This window comes from Variovorax sp. 10L421, from assembly GCF_056395365.1.
The window spans coordinates 137562-150301 of record NZ_JBFTJJ010000001.1; the positions used below are offsets into that span (position 1 = coordinate 137562).

14 protein-coding genes are annotated in these 12740 nt (G+C 68.3%); 6 read left to right on the forward strand and 8 right to left on the reverse strand.

What is annotated here, in order from left to right; genetic code table 11:
• A complete protein-coding gene (locus AC1DFC_RS00640) occupies positions 1 to 594 on the reverse strand; it encodes an RNA polymerase sigma factor (protein ID WP_007830439.1) in 594 nt (197 codons plus the stop codon).
• 142 nt (positions 595 to 736) lie between these two features.
• Here AC1DFC_RS00640 and AC1DFC_RS00645 point away from each other — a divergent pair, with 142 nt between their 5' ends.
• Together AC1DFC_RS00645 and AC1DFC_RS00650 are read left to right on the forward strand one after the other, a co-directional pair.
• Positions 737 to 1276 (forward strand): hypothetical protein, encoded by a 540-nt coding sequence (locus AC1DFC_RS00645; protein ID WP_007830440.1) that lies wholly within the window; start codon positions 737 to 739, stop codon positions 1274 to 1276.
• 39 nt (positions 1277 to 1315) lie between these two features.
• Positions 1316 to 2626, forward strand: coding sequence for a hypothetical protein (locus AC1DFC_RS00650; protein ID WP_478178547.1), 1311 nt, complete (start codon positions 1316 to 1318; stop codon positions 2624 to 2626).
• 13 nt (positions 2627 to 2639) lie between these two features.
• Here the strand turns inward: AC1DFC_RS00650 and AC1DFC_RS00655 are convergent, their stop codons facing one another.
• The 3 genes from AC1DFC_RS00655 to AC1DFC_RS00665 are packed head-to-tail and all read right to left on the reverse strand — an operon-like array spanning position 2640 to position 5713.
• On the reverse strand, positions 2640 to 4109 hold the full coding sequence (locus tag AC1DFC_RS00655) for a rhomboid family protein (RefSeq protein ID WP_042672965.1): 1470 nt from the start codon (positions 4107 to 4109) through the stop codon (positions 2640 to 2642).
• 19 nt (positions 4110 to 4128) lie between these two features.
• The gene (gene argH / locus AC1DFC_RS00660) at positions 4129 to 5526 is read right to left on the reverse strand and encodes an argininosuccinate lyase (protein WP_007830443.1); all 1398 of its coding nucleotides are present in this window, start codon (positions 5524 to 5526) and stop codon (positions 4129 to 4131) included.
• Between the two features lie 31 nt (positions 5527 to 5557).
• Complete coding sequence (locus tag AC1DFC_RS00665) at positions 5558 to 5713, reverse strand: hypothetical protein (RefSeq protein ID WP_235507842.1); 156 nt, start codon at positions 5711 to 5713, stop codon at positions 5558 to 5560.
• Between AC1DFC_RS00665 and AC1DFC_RS00670 the strand changes: the two genes are divergently transcribed.
• The 3 genes from AC1DFC_RS00670 (at position 5658) to AC1DFC_RS00680 (ending at position 8762) form a co-directional block, all read left to right on the forward strand.
• A complete protein-coding gene (locus AC1DFC_RS00670) occupies positions 5658 to 6656 on the forward strand; it encodes a sensor histidine kinase (RefSeq protein ID WP_007830444.1) in 999 nt (332 codons plus the stop codon). The genes AC1DFC_RS00665 and AC1DFC_RS00670 overlap by 56 nt on opposite strands.
• A gap of 91 nt (positions 6657 to 6747) precedes the next feature.
• Positions 6748 to 7497: a LytR/AlgR family response regulator transcription factor gene (locus AC1DFC_RS00675; RefSeq protein WP_007830445.1), complete on the forward strand. Its 750-nt coding sequence runs from the start codon at positions 6748 to 6750 to the stop codon at positions 7495 to 7497.
• Positions 7494 to 8762 carry an AI-2E family transporter gene (locus tag AC1DFC_RS00680; protein WP_007830446.1) on the forward strand — a complete coding sequence of 423 codons (1269 nt, stop codon included), beginning with the start codon at positions 7494 to 7496 and terminating at the stop codon, positions 8760 to 8762. The genes AC1DFC_RS00675 and AC1DFC_RS00680 overlap by 4 nt, the downstream gene beginning before the upstream one ends.
• 50 nt (positions 8763 to 8812) lie before the next feature.
• On the opposite strand, the gene AC1DFC_RS00685 is transcribed toward AC1DFC_RS00680, so the two are convergent.
• A complete protein-coding gene (locus AC1DFC_RS00685) occupies positions 8813 to 9337 on the reverse strand; it encodes an N-acetyltransferase family protein (RefSeq protein ID WP_478178548.1) in 525 nt (174 codons plus the stop codon).
• 48 nt (positions 9338 to 9385) lie between these two features.
• Between AC1DFC_RS00685 and AC1DFC_RS00690 the strand changes: the two genes are divergently transcribed.
• Positions 9386 to 10309 (forward strand): LysR family transcriptional regulator, encoded by a 924-nt coding sequence (locus tag AC1DFC_RS00690; protein ID WP_478178549.1) that lies wholly within the window; start codon positions 9386 to 9388, stop codon positions 10307 to 10309.
• Positions 10310 to 10320: 11 nt separating this feature from the next.
• On the opposite strand, the gene AC1DFC_RS00695 is transcribed toward AC1DFC_RS00690, so the two are convergent.
• From AC1DFC_RS00695 to AC1DFC_RS00705, 3 genes are all read right to left on the reverse strand, one after another.
• Positions 10321 to 11568, reverse strand: coding sequence for an MFS transporter (locus tag AC1DFC_RS00695; protein ID WP_007830449.1), 1248 nt, complete (start codon positions 11566 to 11568; stop codon positions 10321 to 10323).
• A gap of 177 nt (positions 11569 to 11745) precedes the next feature.
• On the reverse strand, positions 11746 to 12297 hold the full coding sequence (locus AC1DFC_RS00700; RefSeq protein WP_007830450.1) for a hypothetical protein: 552 nt from the start codon (positions 12295 to 12297) through the stop codon (positions 11746 to 11748).
• Positions 12294 to 12695 (reverse strand): GFA family protein, encoded by a 402-nt coding sequence (locus AC1DFC_RS00705; protein ID WP_007830451.1) that lies wholly within the window; start codon positions 12693 to 12695, stop codon positions 12294 to 12296. The genes AC1DFC_RS00700 and AC1DFC_RS00705 overlap by 4 nt, the downstream gene beginning before the upstream one ends.
• Positions 12696 to 12740 lie beyond the last annotated feature (45 nt).

Here is a 12740-nt window from a genome sequence, read left to right on the forward strand (position 1 = left end):
TCACGCAAAGCGCCCCATGCAGATGCGCAGCTTTTCCAGCCCGCGCCGGATCCATGTCTTGACCGTGCCCAGCGGCAGCCTGAGCTGCTCGGCCAGCTCGCCGTGGCTCATTTCGCGCAGGTAGGCCAGGCTGACCACCTCGCGCTGGCGGCCCTCGAGCTGGCTCAGGCACTGGTGCAGTGCCCAGGCCTGCTCGCTGGCATCGGCAGTGTCGGCGGGGCTGGGCGCATCCGATTCGAACTGGTCGGCCATGAGTTCGTCGAATTCCTGGGTCAGCCGGGTGCGGTCGGCGGCGCGGCGACGCAGCAGGTCGAGCGCCCGGCTGCGCACGATCAACCCGAGCCACGCGAGCGGAGGGCTGAGCGAGGCGCGATAGTCGCCGGCGACTCGCCAGACAGTCAGGAAGGCTTCCTGGAGCACGTCCTCGGCCCATTCGCGCTGCCGCACCACGCGCATCGCGAGGCCCATCAGCTTGGGCGAGGTGCGGTCGTACAGCTGGCGCAGGGCGGCTTCGTCGCGACGGCCGATCCGGTCGATCAGTGCCATCAGTTCGGCGTCGGGGCTGGGTGCTGGCATTCGGGGATTGTCGGGCATCGATGCACATGCCCGGTATACGGGGCTCCCGGGCGGCCGGATTCAGGGGCGCGAGCTCGTTTCGACGCCTCCAGGAAACATTCGGCAACGTATACTGCCCCGCAAAATCAAGAGGGATGCGCGCAGGCGCGGGCGGGAAGAAATGAAGCAAATTGCGATCGTGATCGCGCTCTGCGTGGGCGCGTGGTATTTCTTTATCGGCGGCCGCAAGCTCGACGAATCGATGGTGCGCGACTTCTACCAGAAGGAAGCCCACGCCATCTATTCGCGCGACGCCGAGATGCTGTGCAAGCAGCTCAGCCGCAAGGCCCGGATCGAGAGCAAGACCACCATGATGGGGAAAACGGTGGAGCGCTCCCACAACCGCGACGAGGCCTGCCAGGCGAACCGCGAGGCCTTCGAGACCTTCAGCAGGGTCGGCGAGCGCATGGGCGGCATCCTCACCATCGAGTACGACTACCACATCGACACCATCGAGGTGGCCACCGACCGCAAGAGCGCGACCGTCACGGGCACCAATGTGCTGAAGATGGGCGAGTCGCTGCTGCAATACAAGACCAGCTTCACCCAGCGCCTGGAGCGCGAGCTCGGCCAGATGCGCCTCGTTCATGCCGACGAGGTCACGGTGATGCGCATCGGCGGTGCCGGCGCCATGAGCCAGAGCGAGTTCTTCCGCAAGTAAGCGGATACAGGCACAAGAAGAAAAACAGGAGGAATTGCCATGATCGCCGTCAAGGATTCGCTGCCGCCGCCACCGCCGTTCTGGCGCCGGCTGAACAGCTTCTTCGCGTTCCCGTTCCAGATGCGGCCGCTGGCCTATGGCCTGCTGCTGTCTTTCTGCAGCCTGCTCTTCGATGCGATCTTCTTCCTGCCGGATGCGCTGGCGCTCTTCGTCATCGAGGTCGGCATCATGCTGGCGGCCAGCCGATACGGCTTCAAGATCATCGCGCTGGGCGCGCGCGGCATTCGCGATTCGGCCGACTTCGGCCGCGAATCGAGCGACGACTGGACCTACCTGCCGTGGAAGCTGTTCGCGATCACGCTGGTGCAGGCCTTCCTGATCGGCTGGCTTGCCTGGTATGCGCCGATCCTGGGCACGGTGGGGCTGTTCGTCATGTCCTTCACCTTCCCGGCGGCGGTGATCGTGCTGGTGCAGTCGGCCAGCTTCTTCCAGGCGATGAACCCCGGCCACGTGATGGACGCGATGCGCACCATCGGCTGGCCGTATGCGCTGCTGTGCTTCTTCCTGTTCCTGCTGAGCACGGGCGCGCAGGTGGCGCTGTCGCTGCTGCTGCCGATGTTCGACGGGCGCATCGCGCTGCCGGTCGTCAACTTCGCGTTCATTTACTTCGGCTGGGTCATGGCGAGCTTGCTGGGCTACGTGATGTTCCAGCACCACGACGCCTTCGGTTTCGACGCGGTGCCGGGCAGCGAACTGGGCGACGGCTCCCCGGTTGACCGCCGCACGCCCGAGCAGATCGCGGCGCAGCGCATCGACGCCGAGGTGGCCCACCTGGTCACCGAGGGCGATCTCGCGGCCGCGCTGGGCACGGCCTACGAGGCCCAGCGCACGGCCGCGTCCGACGACCTTGCGGCGCAGCGCCGCTACCACCGCGTGCTGGCGCTGATGCCCGAGAAGAAGGACACCATGCTCGACCAGGCGCGGCGTTTCATTCCGCTGCTGATGCGGCGCGACCTCGCCTCGGAGGCGCTCAAGGTCTTCAAGGCCTGCAAGGAGAAGGACAAGGCCTTCGCGCTCGACGACGCGGCGATGGTGGTCGCGATGGCACGCGCCGAATGGCGCAGCGGCGACGCGCACGCCACGCTGGCGCTGCTGTCGGGCTTCGACAAGCGTTTTCGCGGCCACGAGGCGATTCCGCAGGCCTACGAGCTGGCGGCGCGTGCGCTGGTGCAGGGGCTGGGGCGCTCGGACATGGCGCAGCCCATCCTGGCGACGATGGAGTCGCGCTACCCCGACAGCGAGCAGACGCAGGAAGTGCGCTGGCTGCTGCGGCCGGCGGCGGCCGCCTAGTTCTTCAGGCTCCTCAGGCGCTCTGCAGTGCGCGCGTCACCATGTCGTTCGGCGCGAGGCGCAGCAGGTGCGGCAGCAGGCCGATCGCCTTGTCGCGCTCGCCCGCATGCAGCAACCCGTTCGCACAGGCCGACAGCGTGTCGGCCAGTTCCGGATGGTCGGGCGCCGTCTTCAGCAGGATGCGGCAGAGCTTGTCGGTGTCTTCGAACTGGCGGATGCGGGCAAAGCGGCGCGCGAGCCGGGCCATGTCCTCGGGCTTCAGCCGTGCGCCGGGCTTGGCCTGGTCGAGATAGGTCTTGTAGCTGGCGTGCTGCAGCGCCATCGTGCCCTCGTCGGTGGCGGGCAGGCGGAAGATGCGGCGGGCGGCCTGGTGGAAGTCGTCGCTCGCGGGCTGCAGCCGCGCGGTGTTGAACCAGGCGCGCAGCGTGTCGCTGTCGCCGGGGCGCAGCGCGGCGGCGGCGCGCCATTCGCCACACGCCTTGTCGAACTTCATCGCGGCGCCGAACTTCTGGGCCGCGGCCACATGCTCGCCGAAGCGGTCGGGCTCGGGTGCGGCGGCCGTCTCCGGCGCCTGCACCCGGCGCAGCAGCAGCGCGCCGGTCATCAATGCTGCACCGGTCAGCAGGCCGCCCAGGTGGGCCATGTAGGCGATGCCCTGGCCGCCCAGCCAATGCTGCATCAGCTCGTTGACGATCCATGCCGGCAGCAGCAGCAAGGCCGGCGCGGTGACGTAGTTGAAATAGAAGAACAGCTGGTAGAAGAAGCGGATGCGCTTGAGCCGGTACATCACCGCGTACATGCCCATCAACGCCGAGATGGCGCCCGAGGCGCCCAGCCCATAGCCGTCCTTGCCGGCATAAGCCCAGCCGGCCAGCGCCGAGGCGCCGACGGCGCCCAGCAGATAGAAGCTCAGGTAGGTGCCGCGTCCGAGCGCCAGCTCGACCGAGAAGCCGAACAGGAACAGGAACAGCATGTTGCCCAGCAGGTGGCCGGTGCTGCCATGCAGGAAGGCGGCGGTGATCCAGGTCCAGGGCTTGAACTCGGCGTCCTTGGTGTAGTCCTGCGACCAGCGCGCGGTGAAGGGCGTGGGCAGCATGGCCTCGTACTGCTGGCGGTCCCGCTTCCATTCGCCGTACTGCGGGTTGGTGGGCGTGATGATCCCGTCGGCTTGCAGCTTCGCCAGGAACTTCCTGTCGTTCTGCAGGCTTTCAAGAAGCTGGGGGTAGGTTTCCTCGTGCGGCAGCATCCGGCGAGCCAGCTTGCCGCGCTTGGGGTCCGTCTTTTCGAGCCATTCCACGAAAGGCGGCAGCTCGAGTTCGGGCAGAACGCTGTTCACGTAGTAGTGGGCGGCGCGCTCGCGTGCGTTCTCCTCGCTGCGCTGCGGCCCCCACCACACGATCATGTTCACGAGGATCAGCAGCACCGTCATCCACGGTGGATTGCGCCAGCTCGGTTTGTTCTCGAGCGGTATGGCGTAGAACACGGTGCCGCTTCGGTTGCGATCAGCCGAGGCGGGCGCGGTGGCGGACTACCTGCGCCTTCACCTGCGCGGGCGCGGTGCCACCCAGGATGTTGCGCGCGTTCAGCGAGCCGCGCAGGCTCAGCACGTCGTACACGTCCTTTTCGATGCTCGGGTTGAACTGCTGCAGCACGGACAGCGGCAGCTCGGCCAGGTCGACCTTGTGCGAGGTGGCGGCCTTCACGGCATGGGCCACGGTTTCGTGCGCGTCGCGGAAGGGCAGGCCCTTCTTCACGAGGTAGTCGGCCAGGTCGGTGGCGGTGGCGTAGCCGCGCAGCGCGGCGGCTTCCATCGCCTCGGGTTTCACGGTGATGCCGCCAATCATCTCGGCGAAGATGCGCAGTGTGTCCTTGAGCGTGTCGACGGTGTCGAACAGCGGCTCCTTGTCTTCCTGGTTGTCCTTGTTGTAGGCCAGCGGCTGGCCCTTCATCAGCGTGATGAGCGCCATCAGGTGGCCGACCACGCGGCCGGTCTTGCCGCGCGCCAGCTCGGGCACGTCGGGGTTCTTCTTCTGCGGCATGATCGACGAGCCCGTGGTGAAGCGGTCGGCGATGTTGATGAAGCCGAAGTTCTGGCTCATCCACAGGATCAGCTCTTCACTCATGCGGCTCACGTGCACCATGCACAGGCTGGCCGCAGCGGTGAATTCGATGGCGAAGTCGCGGTCGCTCACGGCGTCCAGGCTGTTCTGGCAGACGCCGTCCATGCCCAGCGTCTTGGCGACCAGCTCGCGGTCCAGCGGGTAGCTGGTGCCGGCCAGTGCGGCGGCGCCCAGCGGCAGGCGGTTGACGCGCCGGCGCACCTCGGCCACGCGTTCGGCGTCGCGGCTGAACATTTCCACGTACGCCAGCATGTGGTGGCCGAAGCTCACCGGCTGCGCCACCTGCAGGTGGGTGAAGCCCGGCAGGATCACGTCGACGTTTTTCTCGGCGATGTCCACCAGCGCCTTCTGCAGCTCGACCAGCAGGTCGCCGATGAGGTCGATCTCGCCGCGCAGCCACAGGCGCACGTCGGTGGCGACCTGGTCGTTGCGGCTGCGGCCGGTGTGCAGGCGCTTGCCGGCGTCGCCGACCAGCTGGGTCAGGCGGGCCTCGATGTTCAGGTGCACGTCTTCGAGGTCGAGCTTCCACTCGAAGGCGCCGGATTCGATCTCGGCGCGAATCTGCGCCATCCCGCGTTCGATCGCGGCGTGGTCCTGCACGCCGATGATGCCCTGCGCAGCCAGCATGCCGGCGTGGGCGAGCGAGCCCTGGATGTCGGCCTGCCACAGGCGCTTGTCGAAGAAGACGCTGGAGGTGTAGCGCTTCACCAGGTCGCTCATCGGTTCGGAGAACAGGGCCGACCAGGCTTCGGATTTCTTGTCGAGTTGGTTTTGGGTCATGGGAGCCGTCCAGGAGGCAATAATGGGTTGGTCACCCGATGTAACTGATGTCTGCGATGCGCAACCCGGCGATTTTATCGGCCAGCTCCACAACCACGCCCCCGCCATCGCCCGAAAGGGCGCGCGCGCCCTTGCGCGGCAGTCCGTCCATCTTCGACGCCTGCCAGATCGGGGTGGTGCTGCGCACCGTGGTGTTCGTCGAGGTGGTGGTGGCGATTGCGACCCTGTTCGTGGCGTCCACGCCCGGCGAATGGCTGGTGCAGGCGGCCACGGTCACGGGCGGGGCCCTGCCTGCCACGCTGCTGTGGCTGGTGAGCGCCTGCGGGCTCAAGAAGCCGCTGCAGCGCCTGCCGAAGCAATGGCAGTACGCGGCCGGCGCCGTGCTTGGCGCGGCGTCGGCGCTGTATGGCTGTGGCCTGTTGCGCCTCACGGGCGTGCTCTCCACCGCGCCCTGGCTGGCCAGCGCCCTGGCCGGCACCCTGTTCTCGGCGCTGGTGATGGCCGCGATGGTGCTGCGCGCGCGCGGCCAGACGCCCGCGGCGATGACGGCCCGGATCGAAGAGCTGCAGTCGCGCATCCGCCCGCATTTCCTGTTCAACACGCTCAACAGCGCCATCGCGCTGGTGCGCGAGGAGCCGGCCAAGGCCGAGACCATGCTCGAAGACCTGGCCGAGCTGTTCCGCCAGGCGCTGGCCGACCCGGGCGAATCGGGCACGCTGGCCGACGAGATCGCGCTGGCCGAGCGCTACCTCGCCATCGAGCAGGTGCGCTTCGGCGACCGCCTGCGCATCCGCTGGGACCTGGATGCCGCCGCCAGCAACGCGCGCCTGCCGCCGCTGCTGCTGCAGCCGCTGGTCGAGAACGCCATCAAGCACGGCGTGGAGCCCAGCCCCGAGGGCGCCAAGGTGCGCATCCGCACCGAGCGGCGCGGCGGCATGGTGGTGATCGAGGTGGTCAACAGCCTGCCGCCGCTGCGCTGGGCCGACGAGCCGCTGCCGCGCGGCCACGGCATTGCGCTGGCCAACGTGCGCGACCGTTTGCGGCTGCTGCACGACATGCAGATGCAGTTCAGCGCCGGCATGGACCAGAAAAATTACCGGGTTCGCATCGCCATTCCCGCCGAATCATGACGGATCAGGCTCGCCCCCTGCCGGGGGCAACACCTGCGGCCCGGCAAAGCCGGTTCCGCGGTGTTCACCGAAAGAGAAGAAGAGAGACTGCATGACCCTCAGGACACTGATCGTCGACGACGAAGCCCTGGCGCGTTCGCGCATGCGCACGCTGCTGCGCGACTGCACCTCGCCTGCCGCCGACGTGGTGGCCGAGGCCTCTCAGGGGGCCGAAGCGCAGCGGCATCTTGCTGCGCTGGCGCTCGACCTGGTGCTGCTCGACGTGCACATGCCCGGCGTCGACGGCATCGAGGTGGCGCGCGCACTGCGCAGCCGGCCCGACGCGCCGGCCGTGGTGTTCGTGACCGCGCATGCGAGCCATGCGGTGACGGCCTTCGATCTCGATGCGGTCGACTACCTGACCAAGCCCGTGCGCGCCGAGCGCCTGCAGCAGGCGCTGCAGAAGGCCGAGCGCTTCCTGAAGGAGCGCCGTGCACTGCAGGCCGAGGCCCAGGTACCCGAGACGGTGCTGATCCAGGACCGTGGCCGCGCCGAACGCGTGCCGCTGTCGGAGGTGCTCTACCTCAAGTCCGAATACAAGTACCTCACCGTGCGCACCGCCACGCGCAGTCACATCCTCGACGGTTCGCTCAACGAGTTCGAGGAGCGCTATCCGAACCGCTTCCTGCGCGTGCACCGCAATGCGCTGGTGGCGCGCTGGGCCATCCGCGCTTTGGAAAAGTACGACGATGGTGAGGACGCCGAAGGCTGGGCGCTGCGGCTCGACGCCATTCCCGAACCCGTGGCCGTGTCGCGCCGCCAACTTGCCGCGGTGCGCGAAGTGCTGAAGGAAACGCGATGAACGACGAGCAGAAGACCCCGGCCTCCGAAGAAAAGCCCGCACCCGCCGAAGCCTCCGCGGAGCCTCCGGCTGCCGCGCCTGCATCCGGGGCCGCGTCCGAACCCCCGCCCGAACCTTCGCCGGAGGAACTGCTCGCGCAGCCCGCGCCGACCGGGCGCGAACGCCTGGTGCTGGACATGCCGATCGACGTGCGCAGCGCCTCCCTGGTGCTGCTCGCGGTGCTGGCCACGGTCTTCACGCTGCAGTGGGCGAAGGCGGTCTTCATTCCGCTGATGCTGAGCCTGCTGCTGGCCTATGCGCTGTCGCCGCTGGTCGAGCGCCTGTATCGCTGGAAGCTGCCGCGCTGGATCGGCGCGGCGCTGATCCTCGCGGGCGTGTTCGGCGGAGTGGGCTGGACTGGCTACTCGCTCTCGGGCAATGCCTCGCAGCTGCTCGATGCACTGCCGGTCGCCGCGCAGAAGCTCGGGCAGGCGATGCGCAGGGACAGGAATGCCAGCGCCACGCCGCTCGAAAGCGTGCAGCAGGCCGCCGCCCAGCTCGAACGCGCCGCCGAGGAAAACTCGGCCCGCGTGGCGGCGCGCAAGGGCGTGGCGCGCGTCATCGTCGAACGGCCCAACTTCAACGTGCGCGACTACCTGCTGAGCGGCACCGTCGGGCTGCTCGGCGCCATGGGGCAGCTCACGCTGGTGGCCTTTCTCACCTACTTCGCGCTGTGCTCGGGCGACACCTTCCGGCGCAAGCTGATCAAGATCACGGGGCCGAGCCTGCAGAAGAAGAAGGTCACCGTGCATGTGCTCGACGACATCACGCGCAACATCGAGCGCTATCTGCTGGTGCAGATCTTCACGAGTGCGCTGGTCGGCCTCGCCACCGGCCTCTCGTTCTGGGCCATCGGCCTCGAGAACGCTGCCGTCTGGGGCATCGTCGCGGCGGTCACCAACCTCATTCCCTACATCGGCTCGGTGATCGTGCTTTCGGCGGCCGGACTCGTGGCCTTCCTGCAGTTCAACACGCTGCAGATGGGCCTGCTGGTGGCCGGCACCTCGCTGGTCATCCACACGCTGGTCGGCAACCTGCTCATGCCCTGGCTTACCAGCCGCACCAGCCGCATGAACCCGGTGGCGGTGTTCGTCGGGGTGATCTTCTGGGGCTGGCTCTGGGGTATCTGGGGGCTGCTGCTGGGGATTCCGATCACGATGGTGATCAAGTCGATCTGCGACCGGGTCGAGGACCTGCAGCCGGTCGGAGAGCTGCTGGGGGAGTAGGGCTGCGCGCAGCAGCGCAAGCCAGCCGCTCCCGGGCGCCGTCGTGTCGCTCAGCGCAGGGCGCGCTGCATCAACACGGTGTCCACCCACTGCCCGAACTTGAAGCCGACGTCGCGCAGCACGCCGACCCGATCGAAGCCCAGCTTTTCGTGCAGCCGCTGCGAGCCCATGTTCGCGCTGTTGCCGACGACCGCCACCATCTGCGTGAAGCCGCTGTCAGTGCAGCGGCGGATCACTTCGTGCAGCAGCGCCTTGCCGATGCCGTGGCCGTGCACGCCGTGCGCGACGTAGATCGAGTCTTCCACCGTATGGCGGTAGGCGGAGCGGGCGCGGTAGGCCGTGGCGTAGGCATAGCCGGCCACTTCGCCGCCGATCGTCGCCACGAGGTAGGGCAGGCCGCGAGCGGTTACGTCGGCACGGCGCGCCTGCATCAGCTCGATGGTGGGCACTTCTTCCTCGAAGGAGCAGAGGTCGTGCAGCACGTAGTGGCTGTAGATGGCCTGCACGGCGGCCATGTGGTGCGGTTCGGCGTCGAGGACTTCAACGGTGGTGGAAGCGATGGGTTGTGATGGCATGCCCCGATCTTGACGACCCACATTCGATAAGTGAAGCTTCGCCGAGATATGCAAGGCATGAGAAATACTTTGGACAAGTCGCTGAACCTCGACCAGCTCAGGTCCTTCGGGCTGGTGATCGAAACGGGCAGCTTTTCGGCGGCCGCCGAGCGGCTCGGGCTCTCGCAGCCGGCCGTGAGCCTGCAGGTCCGCCAACTGGAACGTCGCCTGGCGGTGCGGCTTGTCGAGCGTGTCGGCAAGCGCGCGAAGGCCACGCCCGCGGGTATGGAGTTGCTGCGCCACATGCCGCATATCGACGCCGCGGTGGAGAACGCGATCGATGCGCTGGCCGACCATGCGAGCGGCATCGCGGGCCGGGTGCGGCTGGGCACGGGCGCCACGGCCTGCCTGCATTTCCTGCCGGCCGTGCTGCGCGGCCTGCGCGAACGGTTTCCGGAACTCGGCGTGGTGGTGAGCACCGGCAACACGGAAGACCAGGCGCGCAAGGTGGAAGAGAACAGCCTCGACCTCGCGCTGGTCACGCTGCCGGTGGCGGGGCGTTCGCTGGCGGTGATGCCGGTGCTCGACGACGAGTTCGTCGCGATCGGTCGGGCGGACTTTGCGCCGCTCAAGGCGAGGGTGGCGCCGGGTGACCTTGGCGCGTTGCCGCTGGTGCTGTTCGAGCCTGCCGCCAACACGCGCAAGCTGGTCGACCGCTGGTTCGTCGCGCAGGGCCTGCATCCGCAGCCCGTGATGGAACTGGGCAGCGTCGAGGCGATGAAGGAAATGGTGGCCGCGGGGCTGGGCCACGCCATCGTGCCCGGCATGTCGATGGCGGGCCGCGGCGCCCATCCCGAGCTGAAGACCAGCCGGTTGAATCCCCGCATGCACCGCACGCTGGCCGTGGTGATGCGGCGGGACAAGCCCGTCAGCAAGGCCTTGCGCGCGGTGCTCGATGCCATCGTGGCGGCCGGAAAGCCCGGCCGCCGCTAGCCAGGTTTTCGTTACTCGGGAATGGCGGCCAGCGCCGCGCCGCCGCGTGCCCGGCCCAGCGTGCCGACAATCAGCGCGGCGATCAGCACCAGCACGCCGCTCAGCACCATCGCGCTGGAGATGCCGAAGCTGTCGACCGTCACGCCGCCGATCAGCGCGCCCGAGGCGATCGCCACCTGGAAGCCGCTCACCAGCAGGGCCTGGCCGGCTTCGGGCGCGTCGGGCACCGCTTCCATCATCCAGCCGGTCAGCGCCACCGGGATGAGGCCGAAGGCCACGCCCCAGATCACGACCACCACTGCCCCGGGCACGAAGCCGGAGCCGATCACGGTCGTCAGCAGCAGCGCGGTGGCGAGCATCAGCGCCGCCAGCAGGGTGGTGCCGCGCACGCTGCGCGCCACCAGGCTGCCGCCGAGGAAGGTGCCGACGAAGCCCACCGCGCCGTACACGAGCAGCAGCGTCGACACCGAGTTGGGCGCGAGGCCGAACACCTGCTGCAGCAGCGGCTTCAGGTAGGTGTAGGCCGCGAAGTGGCCGGCGATGAAGAACAGCACCGCGAGCAGGCCGACCTGCGCCATGCGGCGCGTGAGCGGCGTCAGCAGGTCGCGCGCGCCGATGGCGCGCACCGGCGGAATCGATGGCAGCAGCCACAGCTGCACCAGCAGCACGAGCGCGGCGAGAGCACCGGTCACGGCGAACGAGGCGCGCCAGCCGAACAGCGTGCCGAGGAACGAGCCGGCCGGCACGCCGAGCACGGTGGCGGCCGACACGCCGGCGAGCACGTACGACATGGCCCGCGCCTGCGAGGCATGCGGCACCAGTTGCGTGGCGGCGGCGGGTGCGAAGGTCCAGAAGCCGCCGACGCACAAGCCGAGCAGCAGGCGCGCGACCAGCATGGTGGCGAAGTTGGGCGCGAAGGCGGCGAGCAGGTTCGAGGCGATCAGCAGCGTGGTGAGCGCGATCAGCACGGTGCGGCGGTCGAGCTTGCCCGAAGCGACGATCAGCGCCGGGCCGGCGAAGGCGGCCAGCACGCCGGGCATGGTGACCATCAGGCCGGCCGTGCCGTCGGACACGTTGAGCCCGCGCGCAATGTCGGTCAGCAGGCCGATGGGCATGAACTCGGTCGAGACCATGGCGAAGGTGCCGACGGCGATGGAGCCGACGGCAAGCCATGCGGAGCGGGAGGCCGAGGCCGGTGCGGGTGCCGCCGCGCTCGCGAGCTCGTCGATGCAGGGGTTGCTGCTGGGTGAATTCATCATGGAATGCGGTCCTTGGAAGCACCGGCGACGAACTCGCCGATGCTGGTGAAGAGGCATTCGAGTGTGCGAGCGGTCGCGTGCGCGACATAGGGGCCGGGAAGCAGTAGTCAGTTTCCCGAGGGCGAACAATCGGCCCTTTTTGATGGCTATCGCCATCCGCATGCCCGCTGGCGCGGCTCAGGTGAGCGTTGGCCGCAGCTGCAATATCCGGCCATCGGCGATGAACGAGTCGCCGATCAGCACGCGAAAGGCCGCACCCTGCGGAAACTTCGGTTGGGCAATGGCCGGCGAGAGAAACTCGATCTCCAGCGCCGCAGGCTTGCCGCGCTCCAGCGCATCGCCCGGCGGCACGACCCAGCGCGCCGAGAAACCTTCCTTGTCGATCACCAGCGCGCAGCGGTATTCGCCCGGCGCGATAGGAATGTCCTGCGAGGGCAGGGCCGGCTTGCGGAAGGTGAGCTCGGCGAGCACATGCGGCGCGAAGGCACCCAGTGTGTCGAAGCTCGGTGGCGCCACGGCCGCGGGCGGCGGCGCGCGGCGTGGCCGCTTGCTGATGAGCCACGCGATGACGTTGCCGATGATCGGCACCCACAGCACCATCAGCAGCGTGCCGATGTCGCGGGTGGTGGAGCCGGGTACTGCGTAGTGCCGCACGACGGCGCCGCCGATGGCTACGCACAACAGCACGGCGACGATGACCTTTCGGCGGAACTGGATCTTCGTGCTCATGCCTTGGGCGGTGCCGCTTCCGCAAAGGAGGGAATGTCGCAAGCGTGGTCCAGCCACGGCACTTCGTGCGAGGTCCAGATGTGCGCGCTTGGACGCTGGCCCGGGTCGTCGTCGAGCGAACCCAGGCGCAGGATCACCTGCGGCTGCGCCACCCATTCGGCCACGAGGTGCGTGCCGCAGCGGGTGCAGAAATGGCGCAGCTTGCCGGGCGTCGACTCGAACGAACCGATGGCGTCTTCGCCCGCGGTCCAGCGGAAGTCGGACCTGTCGACGCGAGCGGTCGTGGTGAAGGCCGCGCTGTGCGCCTTGCGGCAGGTCGCGCAATGGCAGTGGGCGATGGGCCCGGCGAGGCGGGCGGCTTCGTACCGGACGGTGCCGCAGAGGCAGGAGCCTTTCATGGCGATCTCTCTTGGGTGTTGGGGCAGCGAGTCTATGCCCGCTTT